At 65.0% G+C, this 17,551-nt stretch carries 14 protein-coding genes; 8 read left to right on the top strand and 6 right to left on the bottom strand.

The features are described 5' to 3' along the window. Positions 1 to 203: 203 nt before the first annotated feature. A complete protein-coding gene (locus XI08_RS35750) occupies positions 204 to 2,873 on the bottom strand; it encodes a glycosyltransferase (protein ID WP_271578013.1) in 2,670 nt (889 codons plus the stop codon). Positions 2,874 to 3,091: 218 nt separating this feature from the next. After that, positions 3,092 to 3,688, bottom strand: a complete 597-nt coding sequence (locus XI08_RS35745) for a beta-1-3, beta-1-6-glucan biosynthesis protein (protein ID WP_271578012.1) — start codon at positions 3,686 to 3,688, stop codon at positions 3,092 to 3,094. Positions 3,689 to 4,017: 329 nt separating this feature from the next. Here XI08_RS35745 and XI08_RS35740 point away from each other — a divergent pair, with 329 nt between their 5' ends. Continuing rightward, entirely contained in the window at positions 4,018 to 5,577 is a 1,560-nt protein-coding gene (locus XI08_RS35740; protein ID WP_271578011.1) for a glycoside hydrolase family 17 protein, read from the top strand. Here XI08_RS35740 and XI08_RS35735 read toward each other — a convergent pair. Both XI08_RS35735 and XI08_RS35730 read right to left on the bottom strand, forming a co-directional pair. Then, positions 5,537 to 5,917 carry a hypothetical protein gene (locus XI08_RS35735; protein ID WP_271578010.1) on the bottom strand — a complete coding sequence of 127 codons (381 nt, stop codon included), beginning with the start codon at positions 5,915 to 5,917 and terminating at the stop codon, positions 5,537 to 5,539. The two genes, XI08_RS35740 and XI08_RS35735, sit on opposite strands and share 41 nt — an antisense overlap. Before the next feature lie 158 nt (positions 5,918 to 6,075). After that, positions 6,076 to 7,470, bottom strand: coding sequence for a hypothetical protein (locus tag XI08_RS35730; protein ID WP_271578009.1), 1,395 nt, complete (start codon positions 7,468 to 7,470; stop codon positions 6,076 to 6,078). 173 nt (positions 7,471 to 7,643) lie between these two features. Between XI08_RS35730 and glmU the strand changes: the two genes are divergently transcribed. Next, positions 7,644 to 8,999, top strand: a complete 1,356-nt coding sequence (gene glmU, locus XI08_RS35725) for a bifunctional UDP-N-acetylglucosamine diphosphorylase/glucosamine-1-phosphate N-acetyltransferase GlmU (protein ID WP_271578008.1) — start codon at positions 7,644 to 7,646, stop codon at positions 8,997 to 8,999. A 3-nt stretch (positions 9,000 to 9,002) separates the two neighbouring features. On the opposite strand, the gene XI08_RS35720 is transcribed toward glmU, so the two are convergent. Together XI08_RS35720 and XI08_RS35715 are read right to left on the bottom strand one after the other, a co-directional pair. Continuing rightward, a complete protein-coding gene (locus XI08_RS35720) occupies positions 9,003 to 9,224 on the bottom strand; it encodes a hypothetical protein (protein WP_271578007.1) in 222 nt (73 codons plus the stop codon). Between the two features lie 330 nt (positions 9,225 to 9,554). Then, complete coding sequence (locus XI08_RS35715; RefSeq protein ID WP_271578006.1) at positions 9,555 to 10,064, bottom strand: GDSL-type esterase/lipase family protein; 510 nt, start codon at positions 10,062 to 10,064, stop codon at positions 9,555 to 9,557. Positions 10,065 to 10,470: 406 nt separating this feature from the next. Between XI08_RS35715 and glmS the strand changes: the two genes are divergently transcribed. The 6 genes from glmS to XI08_RS35685 all read left to right on the top strand — a co-directional run bounded on the left by glmS (position 10,471) and on the right by XI08_RS35685 (position 17,512). Next, a complete protein-coding gene (gene glmS / locus XI08_RS35710; protein WP_271578005.1) occupies positions 10,471 to 12,297 on the top strand; it encodes a glutamine--fructose-6-phosphate transaminase (isomerizing) in 1,827 nt (608 codons plus the stop codon). 79 nt (positions 12,298 to 12,376) lie between these two features. Continuing rightward, positions 12,377 to 13,147 carry a DUF502 domain-containing protein gene (locus tag XI08_RS35705; RefSeq protein ID WP_027542896.1) on the top strand — a complete coding sequence of 257 codons (771 nt, stop codon included), beginning with the start codon at positions 12,377 to 12,379 and terminating at the stop codon, positions 13,145 to 13,147. 105 nt (positions 13,148 to 13,252) lie between these two features. Then, positions 13,253 to 14,122, top strand: coding sequence for an NAD(P)-dependent oxidoreductase (locus XI08_RS35700; RefSeq protein WP_271578004.1), 870 nt, complete (start codon positions 13,253 to 13,255; stop codon positions 14,120 to 14,122). Between the two features lie 180 nt (positions 14,123 to 14,302). After that, positions 14,303 to 14,692 carry a nuclear transport factor 2 family protein gene (locus XI08_RS35695; RefSeq protein WP_271578003.1) on the top strand — a complete coding sequence of 130 codons (390 nt, stop codon included), beginning with the start codon at positions 14,303 to 14,305 and terminating at the stop codon, positions 14,690 to 14,692. 97 nt (positions 14,693 to 14,789) lie between these two features. Beyond that, positions 14,790 to 15,620, top strand: a complete 831-nt coding sequence (locus XI08_RS35690; RefSeq protein WP_271578002.1) for a helix-turn-helix domain-containing protein — start codon at positions 14,790 to 14,792, stop codon at positions 15,618 to 15,620. Between the two features lie 569 nt (positions 15,621 to 16,189). Next, entirely contained in the window at positions 16,190 to 17,512 is a 1,323-nt protein-coding gene (locus XI08_RS35685) for an epoxide hydrolase family protein (protein ID WP_271578001.1), read from the top strand. The last annotated feature ends 39 nt before the right edge of the window (positions 17,513 to 17,551 follow it).

Raw genomic sequence — 17,551 nt, 5'->3', positions numbered from 1 at the left:
GCCCGCGCTGTGTAGGGGGATGGGGCGCTGAGGTCAATAGCGCGGGTGGCTGCCGAAACTCTTGGCAGGAGCGCGGATTTGCTCGCGGTGTCCGCAGCTTAAGCCGGAATTTTCAACCCGATTGGCGGCCGCTATCCACGCCGAACAGCGCCGGTGGCTTGCCGGTGCGGAGGTTTCACCCGCGCCGGCAGGCGTTCGTACCGTCAGTTCGCCTCGCGCCGGACCTCGTTCGGCACGGCTTGCGACGTGCCGGCGGGGGTCGGCAGTGCGACCGGGCGCAGGCCGATCAGCTCGGCGGTGCGGATCGCGCTGTCGCGCCAGAACTGGAACGAGTTGATGCGGCTGAGCTCGAGGATGGCGATCGCCACCGCCGCCAGGAACGGCAGGCTTTGCAGCACCAGCACGCCGGCGAAGATGTAGATCTCGGTGATCTGCCTGAAACTGTTGGAGGCGATCAGCACGCCGGCGCCGATCAGGAGCAGGGCGCCGATCACGGCCTCCCAGAACGCCTGGAACTCGATCGACATCCTGGACAGGCCGCCCTTGGAGGTGCGCGCGAACGCGATGTGCTCGGTGATCAGTCCCTGCGCCACCGCGCGCGACACCGTCCATTGCACGCTCATCGCCGCGATCATCGCGCCCAGCATCTGGCCGGGTTTGATCGCGACGCGCGCGCGGTACATCGACAGGAAATGCGCCAGCGAGACGATGAAGGCGCCGATGATCGGCAGCGTCAGGATCTTGTCGGGGATGGCGATGTCGGCAAAGGCGACGATCGGCACCCAGACGAGGTTGAGCAGCGCCACGACCACGCCGAGGCTTTCGGCGCCGAGCCAGTTCAGCCAGCCGAGGCCATATTCGCGCTTCTGGTCCGGCGTCAGCCGGCTCCGGCCGGGCAGGAAGTGGCGCCAGTGCTTCTTGACGATCTGGAGGCCGCCATAGGCCCAGCGGTGACGCTGCTTCTTGAAGGCCTCGTAGGTGTCGGGCAGCAGGCCCTGGCCGTAGCGGTGGTTGGTGTAATGCGTGACCCAGCCGAGTTCCTGGATCGCAAGGCCGAGATCTGAGTCCTCGCAGATCGTGTCGCTCGACCAGCCGCCGGCCATGTCCATCGCGGCGCGTCGGATCAGGCACATCGTGCCGTGCACGATGATGGCGTTCGCCTCGTTGCGCTGGACCATGCCGATGTCGAAGAAGCCGGCATATTCGCCGTTCATGATGTAGTGCATGATCGACAGATCGCCGTCGCGATGCTCCTGCGGCGCCTGCACGAGGCCGACGCGCGGGTCGGCGAAAGCCGGCACGAGGTCCTTCAGCCAGTCAGGGTCGACGACATAGTCGGCATCGAGGATGCCGATGATCTCGGCATCGACGGCGGTGCGGTCCATCGCGATGCGCAGCGCGCCGGCCTTGAAGCCCTGCACCTTCTCGGCGTTGATGAACTTGAAGCGTTCACCGAGCGCGCGGCAATGGTCCTGGATCGGCTGCCAGAAGGCGGGATCCGGCGTGTTGTTGATGATGACCACGCATTCGTAGTTCGGGTAGTTCAGCCGCGACAGCGCATCGAGCGTCTGCTTGAGCATCTCGACCGGCTCGAAATAAGCGGGGATGTGGATCGAGACCTTCGGGTAGTAATTTTCGGGAACGTTCTCGACCGGCTTGCTCTTGGCGAGCAGCCGCTGCGGCGGCCGGCCGAAGGCCACGGCCGCGATCTCGTCGATGCGCGCCATCGCGATCAGCACCAGCGGAACAAGCAGGATCATGCCGAGCGTCAGCGCGAACGCCGAGCCGAAGATGAAATAGTGGCCGTTCCAGAACGCGAACACGGTGGCGGCCCAGGCGCCGACGCCGTTGGCGGTTGCCGACAGCAGGAACGCCTGCTTGGCGGTCGGCTGCTGCAGCCGCAGGATCGGCAGCGACAAGAGGATGCCGACCAGCAGCGCGATCGTCATCAGCTTCCAGTAGTCAGGATTCTCCACCGGGCCGGTCCAGGCGAATTTCGGCTCGCGGCTGGCGTTGAGGATGCCCCAGTACGGACCGACGCCGCCTTCGAAGAACTTCCAGGGCTGATCGATCGCCTCGACGATGTTGTATTCCATGCCGATGGCTTCGGCGCGGCTGACGAAGTTGCGCAAGGTCAGCGCCTGCTGGAACGGACCGGGGTCGGCGTTGCGCAAATTGTAGCCCGCGCTCGGCCAGCCGAATTCGGCGATCACGATGCGCTTGCCCGGGAACAGGTTGCGCAGCAGGTTGTAGCGGTCGACGGCCTGGTCGACCGCCTGGTCCGAGCGGAAGTTTTCCCAATAGGGCAGCACGTGGGCGGCGATGAAATCGACGTTGGATGCGAGCTCCGGATTGTCGCGCCAGATGTTCCAGATCTCGCCGGTGGTCACGGGCACGCGGACCGCGCTCCTGACCCGCTTGATCATCTCGATGAGGTCTTCGACCTTCTGCTCGCCGCGATAGATCACCTCGTTGCCGACGACGACGCCGTTCACGTTGCTGTTCTTGCGGGCAAGCTCGATAGCGGCCTTGATCTCGCGCTCGTTGCGATCCTTGTCCCTGTCGATCCAGGCGCCGACGGTGACCTTGAGGCCGAACTCGGCCGCGATCGGCGGCACCAGTTCCACGCCGCCCGTCGACGAATAGAGGCGGATCGCGCGCGTCATGGTCGACAGCGTCTTTAGGTCGGCGCGGATTTTCTCCACCGTCGGGGTGTTGTCGATGTCGGGGTGGGCCGAGCCTTCGAACGGCGCGTAGGAGACGCTGGGGAGCAGCCCCCTGAAGTCGGGCGCAGGTTCCCTATCGCGCAAGACTCCCCAGATGCCCGCGTGGAGCACTGACACGAGCAACAGAACGGCGGCGACAACGCGCATCGCGGCTAAACCAAAAGGGGCTGAGGTGGCAGGGCAGCGGATCTGACCCCGAGATCCGACCGAGTCCGCGGCAAATGGAGCATACCTCTGCCGCGCGGTTTCACAACTGTCATGGCCTCATGTCCTTACGAGGGCATGGCCTTTTTCGAAAAACGCGCGGCAGTGCCAATCGTTTCTTTGGCCGATCGTTCCTGAACGAAGGCTGAAGCGACCCGCTGCTATTTCTGGGGCGCCGGCGTCGGACTTGCCGCAGGCGCGGGGCTCGCTGCGGGCTGTGGTGCCGGCGCATTGCCTGCTGTCGGCGCTGCCGGCTGGGAGGCCGCGGCGGCTGCCTGCTGCGGCTGGGAGGCCGGATTGATCCAGCAGGCATGCACACGGCTGTCCAGGGTCTCGGCGACCTTGGGATCGATCTGGCCGCCGAAGCGGGTCAGGCAGCGGAAGGCGGCCTGGATGTGGCCGCCGGGGCAGCCGAAGCGGTCGTAGAGGTCGAGATGACGGAACGCGGTATCGAGGTCGTCCCGCCACATCAGCCGCACCACGCGCCGGCCGAGCCAGACGCATTCGGGGTTGCCGGCCGGGCCGTTGATGACCTGGGCGGCTTCGGCGAACTCGTCGGTGCGGCGCTGGTTCTGGGCGGCGTCCTTGGCGGCAGCGTCGGCGGGCTGGGCAGCGGCCTTGCCCTGGTCGGGGGCGGGCGTGCCGCTCTGGGCGGAGGCGCCAGCGAGACCAGCCAGGGCCAGAAGAGAGGTGACGGCCAAGGTGGCGGCGAACTGCCGCAGGACCGCATTTCGTGACTGACGCACCCGTTGCCGCATGAATTCCCCAACTTCTCCGCTGACCGCCCGCGTCAGGATCCCGCGGACGCGCCGGTGATGGCGTCCAAATGGGTCTCCAATGCGGCGGAAAATTCCCGGCGAGTTGCATGACCTGTATTTCGAATTTTGTCCAGCAAAGTCACGATCCTAGGCCTCTGTCGAACGGCCGCAGGTAAATTCCTTGGGGGAGGGAGGGATCCGCTTCGGGCCACCCCCCTTGGCAGACGGCGCGCGAGCAGGTAATCGACGGCGCTTCGCGGAGGACGGAACCGATTTCACTTCGTACGCCACTGGCGCTTCTCCTCGTTTCACTGGGTGCAATTGCTGCCGTGTGGTGGTGGCTGGCCACGCCAATCACGCTCGCGCGCGCCCCGATCGATCCCGCCGACAAGGTTCAGTGCGTCTCCTATGCGCCGTTCCGCGGCGAGCAGTCGCCGCTGGACGCATGGACCCATATCGAGGCCGACCAGATCGAGCAGGACCTGCGCCAGCTCAAGGAGATCACCGACTGCGTCCGCACCTATTCGATGGAGAACGGGCTCGACCAGGTTCCGGCGATCGCCGCCAAGGTCGGAGGGCTCAAGGTGCTCCAGGGCATCTGGCTCTCCAGCAACCGCACCAAGAACTTTGAGCAGGTCGCGCTCGCCGTTCGCCTCACCAAGGAGTTCCCCGATATCATCACCGCGCTCGTCGTCGGCAACGAGGTGCTGCTGCGCGGCGAGATGACGACGGCCGATCTCGTCTCCATCATCCGCTCGGTGAAGCCGCAGGTCCGCGTGCCCGTCACCTATGCCGATGTGTGGGAGTACTGGCTGAAGAACCGCGAAGTCTACGACGCGGTCGACTTCGTCACGATCCATATCCTGCCCTATTGGGAGGATTTCCCGGTGAAGGCGAAATTTGCCAGCGCGCATGTCGAGACGATCCGCGAGCGCATGGCGGTGGCGTTTCCCGGCAAGGAGATCCTGATCGGCGAAACCGGCTGGCCGAGCGAGGGCCGCATGCGCGACGGCGCGCTGCCGTCGCGCACCAACCAGGCGCGCGTCGTCTCGGAAATCCTGAGCCTGGCGAAGGCGCAGAAGTTTCGCGTCAATCTGATCGAGTCCTATGACCAGCCGTGGAAGCGCAAGCTGGAAGGCACCGTCGGCGGCTATTGGGGCCTGTACGACTCGGTGCGGCGGAGCCTGAAATATCCGCCGGGCGAGCCGATCAGCAATTTCCCGTATTGGAAATGGTACATGGGCGCGGGCATGGGCCTCAGTGTGCTGGTGTTCGCGGTCGCGCTGATCACGCTGCGCCGGCGGCCCTGGACGCCGCGCTTCTCGGCCTGGCTGGGCGTCGCCATCTCGGCGACGACGGCAGGGAGCCTGCTCGGCATCGGCGCCGACAAGGTGTTTTACGAGAGCTACGGCATCGGCGGCTGGCTGCTGTGGGGCACGCTGCTCGCGGCCGGGATCCTGTCGCCGATCTTCTGCGCGCAGGCGCTGGTGATCGGCCGCAGCCTGCCGACCTTCCTCGACCTGCTCGGCCCGAGCGAGGGACGGAAATGGTCAAAGCTCACCGCCGTGCTCGGCCTGACGCTGGCGGTGGCGGCGGTGATCGCGGCACAGACCGCGCTCGGCTTCGTGTTCGACCCGCGCTACAAGGATTTCCCCTACGCCTCGCTGACGATGGCGGTGGTGCCGTTCGCGATCCTGATGCTGAACCGTCCGCAGATCGGCGTGCGTCCGATCGCGGAATCGGTGTTCGCAGGCGTGCTGGCGCTGTCGGCGGCCTATGTGCTCTTCAACGAAGGCCGCGACAACTGGCAGTCGCTGTGGACCTGCGCGATGTATCTCTTGTTCGCGCTCACGCTGTGGCGGGCGCGGGCCGAGCAAAGCCAAGAATGAGCAGGCCGATCGCCAGGCCCGACAGCACGACATTGTAGAGCACGATGCCGAGGCCGGCGGCGATAACGCCGGCGGTGAGCAGCACGATCGACGGCCGCATCAGGTTCAGCGTCGCAACCACCAGCGCGACGATGCCGAACACCGAATTCTTGAACAGCACGGTCGAAACCGAACGCGCCTTGCACATCAGGGTCTGAAGCCCGGCATCGCAGGCGAGCGCGACTTGCGAGAACTCGATCGCGAGATAGCGCACATAGAGCGCGTAGCCGACGGAGATGAAGCCGACGACGATCAGGAACTGCACCTGGTAGGGCGAGAGGCGGAAGGGCTTTTTTGTCATGGGCGCAATATGGTCGGGTTGAAGGGAGGGGGCAACAGGGGCGACCCAACTTTTCTGTCCATCGCTCGCAAGCCGTTAGACTGGCAGTGCAGTCAGGACCTTTGGCTCGCGTGCTATCTTTGTGGCAGCTAACCGATCCAATCGGCACGCACCATTCCCTACCGCCTGAAGAACGACGACAACGTCGATCCCGCCGACGCCGTCTCCGGCTTGGCCGGCGCTGCCGGCTGCTGTGCGGCAGGTGCAGGCGCGGGCTCCTCGCGCTTTGATGAGCGCTTCGAGGAATAGCTGCGGCGGCGCTTGTCCGGCTTGGCGGTGGGGGCGGGCGCAGGTGCAGTCTCGGCTTGCGGCGCGGCGTCCGGGTTCTTCTCGGCGTTCTTTTCCTGAACCCTGTCCTGAGACTTTTCTTGTCCCTTCTCCGAACCACCGCGCATCGACAGCCGCTGGCCGTCGAACACGGTGGTCTCGCAGTGACGGTCGTTCTCGCCGAGGCCCGCGCAGAGCTTTGCGGCGGCGGCGGCGTTGATCAGCGGGCCGGCACCCAGGCGGAGCTGCATGCCAAGGCCAGTGGTGCCTTCCTTGATCATGATGATCGGCCGCAGCGCTGCGATCTCCGGATTGGATTTGGTCACGCCGCGCCAGAGCGCACGCAGGCCGTCGATCGAATTGGCGCCGCCGAGATCGATCGCAAAGCGCGTCTGCTGAACCGCGATCGCGGGAGCCTCGCTTTCGGTTGCCTCCGAAGGCTTGGCCGATGCGGCTGCGACTTCGGTCGGGGCGGGTGTCGGCTCGGTCTTCTTCTCGGCGGTCTTCTCGGTTGTCTTCTCAGCCGTCTCGGGTTGAACCAGTTTCGACGCGGCGGGATCTGGCGGCGCCATGATCGACTTGGAGGGCACCAGCGGAAGCATCGGCAGCGCCGACGTCGTCGCCGGCGACTGCTGCACGAGGGAGGCCGCGGCCGCGCTCTGCGGCGGCGGGCTCGACGGCTCCTTTGCGGCGTCCTTCGCAGTGTCCTTTGTCGGCTCCTTCGCCTGGTCCTTCGAAAGTTCCTTGGCCGCTGCCGCGCGCGGCTTGTCGCTGGATGGCACCGGCATCGAGGCGACCGGCGCGACGCTGGGCGCCGCAGGCGGTGCGTCAGGCGCCGGCGTGTCCTGCGGCTTTGCGCTCTGCCTTACGATGGCGCCGGTGACGGAATCGAGCCCTTGCTCCAGCACGGTGACGCGCGAATAGAGCCGGTCGCGATCGGCATTCAGCGTCTCGACGGCGGCGGCGAGGCGGCGGGCCTCGTTCTGGCTTTCCCTGGTCAGCAGCTGGAGCCGGTCGGCCTGGCGCGCGAGATCGGCAGAGGCAACCTGGTCGCGCCGCCAGCCGAGCTGAGCCTGGTTGGCCATCACCGCGATGACGACGGCGCCGACGGCCGTAACGCCCCAGGAGCCCAGCCGCCACATCATGCGGCGGTCGAACGTGCTTTCCTCGGCCAAAAGTCCGGAGAACAGCCCGCCAGTCTCCTTGGTGCCGAAGGCATCCGCCAGTGGGTCGGAATCCTTTGCCATGAACGTTAAGTGCCCAGCCCTGTCCGGCTTCCCCGAATCAATCAGGGAACATTAACAGGAAAAGCACCTCGCACTTGAATTCCGGGCGTTTGCGGGGGTAGCAAGGCAGGCAGCATGAGGGCGGCCTGCCGCCTGCCGCGCCAGTTGATTCGGCCGTATCTGACAGGATTTCGATGACCGCCCGCTCCAGCCTCACGATCGTGCTCGCCGCTGGCGAAGGCACGCGCATGCGCTCACGCCTGCCGAAAGTGCTGCATCCCGTCGCCCACCAGACGCTGCTCGCCCATGTGCTCGCTGCCGCACCCAAGGGAACCGATACCGCGCTTGCCGTCGTGGTCGGCCCGGATCATCAGGCGGTGGCCGATGAGGCGAGGCGCATCCGCCCCGATGCGCTCACCTTCGTGCAAGCCGAACGGCTCGGCACCGCGCATGCGGTGCTGGCGGCGCGCGAGGCGATCGCGCGCGGCGTGGACGATCTGCTGGTTGCCTTCGGCGACACGCCGCTGATCTCGGCCGAGACCTTCGCGCGGCTGCGCGCACCGCTGGCCAACGGCGCCGCGCTCGCCGCGCTCGGCTTCCGCGCCGCCGACCCCACCGGCTATGGCCGCTTCATCGTCGAGGGCGACCGCCTGGTCGCGATCCGCGAGCAGGCCGATGCCAGCGCGGACGAGCGCAAGATCGATCTGTGCAATGCCGGCGTGATGGCGATCGACGGACGCCGCGCGCTCGCGATCCTCGACAAAATCGGCAATGCGAATTCCAAGGGCGAATATTATCTGACGGATGCGGTCGAGATCGTCCGCGAACAGGGATGGGAGTCCGTGGTGATCGAGACCAGCGAGGACGAGGTGCGCGGCATCAACACCAAGGCGCAGCTCGCGGAAGCCGAAAGCGTGATGCAGTCGCGGCTGCGCAAGGCGGCGATGGAAGCCGGCGTGACGCTGATCGCGCCCGAGACCGTCTATCTGTCCGCCGACACCGTGTTCGGCAAGGACGTCACCATCGAGCCGTTCGTGGTGATCGGCCCCGGCGTCTCGATCGCCGACGGCACGGTGATCCATTCCTTCTCGCACATTGTCGAGACCACGCTCGGCAGGAATGTCTCGATCGGACCCTATGCGCGGCTGCGCCCCGGTACCTCGCTCGGCGACGGTGCGCGGATCGGCAATTTCGTGGAGACCAAGGCGGCGACGCTGGAGGCCGGCGTCAAGGTCAACCATCTCTCCTACATTGGGGACGCCACCGTCGGCGCCAATTCCAACATCGGCGCCGGCACCATCACCTGCAACTACGACGGCTTCAAGAAGCACAAGACGGTGATCGGGCAGGGCGCCTTCGTCGGCACCAACTCCTCGCTGGTGGCACCGGTGAAGATCGGCAACGGCGCCTATATCGGCTCCGGCTCGGTGATCACGAAGGACGTGCCCGACGATGCGATGGCGCTCGAGCGCAACCAGCAGACCATCAGGGAAGGCGGCGCGGCGCGCTATCGCGAGTTGAAGACGGGCGGCAAGAAGCCGGAGAAGTGAACGCTATTCGTCGTCGGCGAATTCGGAGAAGATGGCGCGGGTCAGGCGCCAGCCGCGCGGCTTGGCGCGCTTGGCCGGTTCGCCTTCCGGGTGCTTGACGAAGACGGGCTTGCTTTCCTTGCCGCGCTGGGGCGGCGGCCAATGCGCAAGGTGCGTGCCCGAGGTCTCGCTGGCACGCAGATACTTCGACGAGAGACCTTTGCGGTCGGACGAGCCCTTCTTCATGGCCTTGATCTCCAAGCGATGAATCGTTGGCTAAATCTGTTGACACGGAGTTAATGCGCGGGGTCAAAGGCCCGCGAATCCTGGTCGCAGGTCTCAGGCGTTCGCCGCGCGATGCTGTCGTCATCCGCGCGAATTCGCACAATGACTTGCCGGGAATCGGCCACGGGCCGAAACTGACAAAGACCAGCATCATCTAAGGGAGGAGAGGCCGCCCTCAGCCGGCGGCCTCTCGTCGGTCAATGAAAGACCCACCCGATGCGGGGCGGGAGTTCTTGTGCGCGGAATTGCTTCATGTCAGCCGCCAAGGAGCCTGTGCTGGCGTTGCGCGCGCTATCTCACCATTCCGGCTAAGATGGTCGCGACCTTCTGGTTCCCCGCGGCGTTCAAGTGAACGCCGTCGGGAGCCTTCATTCCGGGTTGTCCTCGTACCGAGAGGTAGATCCCCATCGCATCGACGATCTTGATGCCCCGCGCCCTTAGCTGGCTCTTGATGGCAGCGAGATTTGCCGCAGACTGTGCGGCACTGAAATTACGGCGTTGATCATTGAACGCGTTGTCGGCCAAGATAACGATCTTGGTTCCCGGCGGGACGGCGCTCGGTACCCGTGCAAGCGTTAAATCGGTGGTTTCAGCGTAGACTCCGGCGTTTATAACCTGGGTCTGCGAGCCCCTTGCACGCAACAAGCCCTCCAACACGGCCGGCCACATTTCAGACTCGGCCACAACGCCACGAACTGCGCTGTGGCCAAGCGCCACGATCTGCGCTGATGCATAATTTGTTGAAATAAGAACGATGCCGGCGACCGCCAACAAAAACAGCCGAGCCTTCGCGGAGTTCATGTAGTCTCGCCTCCTTAAGTAATGAATATGGACAACGCGGTTTCGACCGCCTCGCCGATCGCAGAATGACGACCTATTCCGCAGCTAAGACGTTAAACTTACCGGCTGGCACAGCCAATGCTAGGGACGAAGATGGCCATCCCGCAGTCTACATTGTCGCAGTTCACCGCGCGCGGCCGGCGGGGAGCCGTCGGACGTCAGTGCGGCCGGACAAAGTGGGTTTGGGAAAAATTCAGCGCGATACCCCGAAAAACTCACCGCGATACCCCGAAAGAGGCTGCGTTTGATCACATTGCATTGTAGCAACTCGCAATAATTATTGAGTATCTGGTTCCTTAGGAACTTCGCTAAAAACTGCGCGCGTCGTTTTGATGATTTTTCGACGATTTGGGGGATATTGATCCGCATGTGCGGGATTGTCGGCATTCTCGGGCGCCAGCCGGTTGCAGAGCAATTGGTGGATTCGCTCAAACGTCTTGAATATCGCGGCTACGATTCCGCGGGCGTCGCCACGCTCGAGGGCAAGCATCTCGAGCGCCGCCGCGCCGAGGGCAAGCTGAAGAATCTGGAGAAGCGGCTGGAGGCCGAGCCGCTCAAGGGCACGACCGGCATCGGTCACACCCGCTGGGCCACCCACGGCAAGCCGACCGTCAACAACGCCCATCCGCACGCGACCGAGCGCGTCGCCGTGGTCCACAACGGCATCATCGAGAATTTCCGCGAGCTGCGCGAGGAGCTCGAGAAGAAGGGCACGGTGTTCCACACCGAGACCGACACCGAGATCGTGCTGCATCTCGTCGACGACCTGCTCACGCGCGGCAACAAGCCGGTCGAGGCGGTGAAGCTGGCGCTGACGCGGCTGCGCGGCGCCTTCGCGCTCGGCTTCATCTTCGCCGGCGATGACGATCTGATGATCGGCGCGCGCAACGGTCCGCCGCTCGCGATCGGCTATGGCGACGGCGAGATGTATCTCGGCTCCGACGCCATCGCGCTCGGCCCGTTCACCGACACGATCAGCTATCTCGAGGACGGCGACTGGGTGGTGCTGACGCGCAAGAGCGCCACGATCTTCGACAAGGACGGCCATGCCGTCCAGCGCGACAAGATCAAGCACGCCGCAGCGACCTCGCTGGTCGACAAGGCCAATTACCGCCACTTCATGGCCAAGGAGATCCACGAGCAGCCGGAAGTGGTCGGCCACACGCTGGCGCGCTATGTCGACATGGCGACCGAGCGCGTCGCGCTGCCGGTCAAGCTGCCGTTCGACTTCAAGAACATCCAGCGCATCAACATCACCGCCTGCGGCACCGCGAGCTATGCCGGCTTCGTCGCCAAATACTGGTTCGAGCGTTTCGCGCGCGTGCCGGTCGAGGTCGACGTCGCCTCCGAATTCCGCTACCGCGAGGCGCCCTTGCGCAAGGGCGATCTCGCCATCTTCATCTCGCAATCGGGCGAGACCGCCGACACGCTGGCGGCGTTGCGCTATGCCAAGGCCGAGGGCGTGCACACGGTGGCCGTGGTCAATGTGCCGACCTCGACGATCGCGCGCGAGAGCGAGACGGTGCTGCAGACGCTGGCCGGCCCCGAGATCGGCGTTGCCTCGACCAAGGCCTTCACCTGCCAGCTGATGGTGCTCGCGAACCTCGCGATCGCGGCCGGCAAGGCCCGCGGCGAATTGTCCGACGAGGACGAGACCAAGCTCGTCCACGGCCTCGTCGAGATTCCGCGACTGATGTCGGATGCGCTCACCACGGAGCTCCAGATCGAGAAGCTGGCGCGCGAGATCGCGAAATCGCGCGATGTGCTCTATCTCGGCCGCGGCACCAGCTTCCCGCTCGCGCTCGAAGGCGCGCTGAAGCTGAAGGAGATCTCCTACATCCACGCCGAGGGCTACGCCGCCGGCGAGTTGAAGCACGGCCCGATCGCGCTGATCGACGAGACCATGCCGGTCGTCGTCATCGCACCCTACGACCGGGTGTTCGAGAAGACGGTGTCGAACATGCAGGAGGTCGCCGCCCGCGGCGGCAGGATCATCCTGATGACCGACGCCAAGGGCGCGGCGGAGGCGACCGTCGATTCGCTCGTCACCATCGTCATGCCCGACATGGCGGCGGCGTTCACGCCGATGGTCTATGCCGTCCCGGTGCAGCTGCTCGCCTATCATACGGCTGTCATCATGGGCACCGACGTCGACCAGCCGCGCAACCTCGCGAAATCGGTGACCGTGGAATAGGCAGAACGGATCAGGCCGCGCCCTTCCAAAACCTGCTAGAAAACCCTAGCTTGAGTGTAGCGACCGATCTGGAACCCGAATGACCCCCCGCGACGACGCGCCTGCGCCGCTTGATCCCATCCCGGAACCGCATACCGGCCTGATTGGCCGCTTCCGCAACTATTTCCTGACCGGCCTCGTGGTGACGGGGCCGATTGCGATCACATTCTATCTGGTCTGGTGGTTCGTCACCTGGGTCGATGGCGTGGTGCGGCCGTTCGTGCCGCTGGCCTACCGGCCGGAAACCTACCTGCCGTATGTCGTTCCCGGCTGGGGACTGATTGTCGCATTCTTCACGCTGACGCTGGTGGGATTCCTCGCAGCCAATCTGATCGGCCGGACGCTGGTCGATATCGGCGAGACCTTCCTCGGCCGGATCCCGGCGGTGCGCGCCATCTACCGCGGCTTGAAGCAGGTGTTCGAGACGCTGTTCTCGGGCAAGGGCTCGAGCTTCCGAAAGGTCGGCCTGGTCGAGTTTCCCTCGCCGGGCATGTGGTCGATCGTGCTGATCTCGCAGTCGCCGAATGAAGAGGTCGCGCGCAGCCTGCCGGGGCAGGAGGAGCACGTCTCGGTGTTCCTGCCTTGCTCGCCGAACCCGACCACGGGCTTCTTCTTCTACGTGCCCAAGAGCAAGATCGTCGAGGTCGACATGAGCACCGAGGATGCCGCGACGCTGATCATGTCGGCCGGTGTGGTGCAGCCGGGCTCGGCGCCCGACCCGAAGAAGGCCGCCGCGCTCGCGGGCATGGCGAATGCCGCGCGCATCGCCAATGCATCGGCACTTCAGCCCCAGCCTGCGAAGGTGGAGTAGGGCCATTCCCGTGCGGGATGGCCGCGTTCACGCAGGGCCTCGCATCCTCTGCTATTCTTCGGGTTGAACCGGGCGCATCGCTCGATGTTCGATCTGGAGTGCACGATGTCCAAGACGACGCCCAAGACCATTGCGATCCTCGCGCCCGGCGCCATGGGCAGCGCCGTGGCCCGCCGCCTCAACGAAAACGGCGCGCGCGTGCTGACGTCGTTGAAGGGGCGGAGCGAGGCGACGCAAAAACGCGCGGCGGATGCCGGCATGATCGGCGCGGACGACGAGGCGATCGCCGAGGCCGACATCATCCTCTCGATCGTGCCGCCGGGTGAGGCCGTTGCGCTCGCCGAGCGCCTGGCCGCGCTGATCGTCCGGCGCGCGAAGAAGCCCGTCGTGGTCGATTGTAACGCCGTCAACGTCGACACCGTGCGCAGGATCGAGGAGATCATCGGTTCGGCGCAGGCGCCATTCGTCGATGCCGGCATCATCGGCTTCCCGCCGCAGCCCGGCGGCAAGAGCCCGGCCTTCTACATGTCCGGCGAGCACGCTGGCGATGTCGCCGTGCTGAAGGACCTCGGCCTCGACGTGCGGATCGTCGAAGGCCCGGTCGGCGCGGCGTCGGCTTTGAAGATGTCCTATGCCGGCATCGTCAAGGGCCTCGCCGGCATCGGCTCGGCCATGGTGATCGCGGCAACTAAAGCAGGCGCTGCGGACGCGCTGCGCGACGAGCTCGCGCTGAGCCAGCCCGCGGTTCTGGCGCGGCTCGAAGTCGCGCTGCCGGACATGATCCCGAAGGCCTATCGCTGGGTCGCGGAGATGCGGGAGATTTCCGGCTTCCTCGGCGCCGATCATCCGGCCAGCCAGATCTACGAGGGTTTTGCGCGCTGGTTCGAGCATCTCGCCGAGGACGCGAAGGGCGAGGCGGCGGATGCGTCGCTGATGAAGGCATTCGCCGCGAGCATCGCGCAGAAGAAGGCCTAGTCGTCATGCACCACAGGCAGCGCGAGCCTCGGGCAACGGTCACGCCTCCCAGGCTCGCTTTATTACCTCACATGTAATTGAGCCAATTCGCGGCCCGGCTACTCTCCTGCTCATCCGCCTGCCGGGAAGCGTTCGATCGACGCTCCCGGCGGGCGCGTGTCGCAGCATGAGGAGAGAGAGATGCAAGTCGTGTTTACGCGGAAGCAGCCGCCGCAATGGCTGCTCGACATGTGGAAGGAGATCGACGACAAGACTTTCGGGAAGGGCTTCGACTGTTTCGCAGATGATGCGGTCTGCAATCTCGGTGTGGCGGATTGGAAAGGTCGGGAAGCGATCCGCGCCAATCTGAAGGCCTTCATCGACACCGGCTTCACCGCGCTGCATCACGTCACCGAATATTGGGATGCCGGCTCGCTGAAGGTGTTTCGGGGCGTCGTCGACATGACGCCCGACGATCCCTCGATGAAGACGGTGCATCCCACGATGACGCACTTCTTCTACATGGACGAGCGGGACGACACCAAGGTGAGTCACTGGGTCGGGGCAGTTGGCCCGGTCGCCTTCGGTTGATTGTCCGTCATCGGCGACCCACATGGTGCCTCGGGATCCGGGGCACCATTGCTCGCGTTGGCGACTCGGCACCTCTGACGGGAAGGATCGTTCGAGCATGAAAGCTTTGGCTAGCGCTCTTGGGGAACGCGCGACCTCCGTGGGCGCGCTGCTGCGTCAATGGCGAGACATTCGCGGCAAGACGCAGCTCGATCTGTCCTTCGATGCTGGCGTCTCGCAGAAGCACATCAGCTTTGTCGAGAGCGGCCGCAGCGTCCCGAGCCGCCAGATGCTGCTCGATCTCGCACAGGCCCTCGACGTCCCGCTGCGCGAGAGAAACGAACTGCTGCTGGCCGCCGGCTACGCGCCGTCATATTCCGATCCCGCGCTCGATACGCCCGCGATGGCGAGCATCAATCGCGCGCTTGGCCGCATGCTGCGTCAGCACGAGCCGTTTCCGGCCATCGTCATGGACCGGTACTGGAACGTGCTGATGACCAACGACGCCGCGCCGCTGCTGTTCAGCTGCTTCATCGACCTGTCGGCGCGCCCCGTTCCGCGGAACCTGCTGCATCTGATGTTCGATCCGGACGGCATGCGCCCCTTCATCGCGAACTGGCCGCAGACCGCCCGCAGCCTGCTGGCGCGCGTCCATCGCGAGGCGGTCGGGCATGTCGTCGACGTCAGGACCAAGGCCCTGCTGGGCGAGCTGTCGCGATACCCGGGCGTGCAGCCGGAATGGCGCGCGCCATCGGCCTCCGATGCGATGCCGATGGTCCCGCTCACCTTCGTCAAGGACGGCGTGACGCTCGACTATTTCTCCCTGATCACGACGGTCGGAACGCCGCAGACCGTGACGGCGGAAGAGCTGCGACTCGAGTGCATGTTTCCGGCCAATGAGGCGACCGAAGCGGAGCACAGCAGGTTCCTGCGCGCGCATGCCGGGTGAGGGGGAGTCTCCACGAGTCGATTTGGTCGAGGTGTGAAGAGATCTTCCCCGCATCGTCATTGCGAGCGCAGCGAAGCAATCCAGAATCCCTCTGCGGAAAGACTCTGGATTGCTTCGCTGCGCTCGCAATGACGAGGAGGAGACGGCGGGCGCTCGTCTGTCACCACCCGGACTTGGATCGCGATTGCCTGGATGGTCGGCTGTGCGCTGCTCAGCTCGTGGTTGCGCCGTTTGGCATGTGGAGACATCAGCGCGCTCAGATCGAGAGCTCGAGCCGGCCTGATGAGAAGTAGTCGCTGCGCGCTCTTGCGAGGGAAGCTCACGGGTGGCCCAGCGCAGCCCAAGGCGGCAATCTCTTCGAAGGATGTTGCCCCCAACATCTTGTCATCAGACGGTGGGTGGATTCTATTGTATGCTGTTTTTAGTACGGTCCCTGGGCAGCAAAGCTATCATCCGAATATTTGCTCATACGCTTGGCCCAGCACCTGCAATCATTTTTACAGTTCGAAGCGGCCGACGCATCGCAGTTCACTAGTCTAGGAGCGGGCTTGTAAACAAGGAGGCCGACCATGACCGCAATCTCCTCGTCACCCACCCGGCGCAGCCTTCTCGCAGGGGCAGCCGCAACTGGTGCCGTCAGCTTGCTTCCAATACATTTCGTCGCTGCACGCGCGCAATCGAAGCAAGGAGGGGCCCCACTTGGTACGACCAAAGCCGACGCAATTCTTCCCTTCCGCGTCAATGTCCGGGGTGAAGACCTCGCTGATCTCCGCCGGCGCCTCGCGGCCACGCGCTGGCCCACCAAAGAGCTCGTTGAGGATCGGTCGCAGGGTGTGCAGTTGGCGACGCTGCGGGCGCTCGCCCGCTACTGGTCGACTGAGTACGACTGGCGCAAGTGCGAGGCACGGCTGAACGCACTGCCACAGTTCACGACCGTGATCGACGGGGTGAAGATCCATTTCATCCACGTCAAGTCCCGGCATGAGAACGCGCTGCCGCTGATCATGACGCACGGCTGGCCTGGCTCGGTCATCGAACTCCTCGATACCGTCGGTCCCCTGGCTGACCCGACCAAGTATGGTGGCACTCCCGACGATGCATTCCACCTGGTGCTGCCGTCCTTGCCTGGCTACGGCTTCTCGGGTGAGCCGACCGAACTCGGCTGGGACGCCGCGCGCATCGCGCGTGCGTGGGCGGTGCTGATGGATCGTCTCGGCTACACGCGCTACGTCGCCCAGGGTGGCGACGTAGGAGCGGCAGTAACGGATGCGATGGGGCGCCAGGCACCCAAGGGACTTCTCGGCATCCACGTCAACTTGCTCGCGGGTGTGGCGGCAATGTCCGACAAGCTGCCCGCAGAATCCGAGAAGGAACGCGCGGCGCAGAAGGCGGCCGCGACGTTTAGGGCGAGTGGCTTTGGCTACTTCCTGGAGCAGTCGACGCGGCCACAGACGATCGGCTACTCCCTGCTGAATTCACCCCTCGGGCTCGCGAGCTGGATGCTCGACCATGACACGGACAGCTACTACAAGATTTCCCGAGCGTTCGTGGAGGGTAAGCCCGCGGGCAATCTCACCCGGGACAGCATCCTCGACAACATCACGCTGTACTGGCTGACGGGCACTGGGGCCTCGGCCGCACGGTGGTACTGGGAGGCCGGACAGGCCGCAGCCCGTGCGGCCGGCAAGTCTCCTCCTGCGGTCGCGGTTCCCGTGGGATTTACGACGTTCCCCGGCGAAATCTTTGCTGCGCCCCGAAGTTGGGTCGAGATTATGTACCCCGGCCTCGCCTACTTCAACGAGGTCGAACGTGGCGGACATTTCGCCGCCTGGGAGGAGCCGAAGCTGTTTTCAGATGAGGTACGCGCAGCCTTCAGATCATTGCGCCAATAACGGACCAGAGGCTCGACGCCGACAATGTTGAGCACGCGC

The sequence above is a fragment of the Bradyrhizobium sp. CCBAU 11361 genome, from assembly GCF_028128935.1.
Lineage (GTDB): Bacteria > Pseudomonadota > Alphaproteobacteria > Rhizobiales > Xanthobacteraceae > Bradyrhizobium > Bradyrhizobium niftali.
This window is presented reverse-complemented; position numbering and strand designations above follow the sequence as displayed.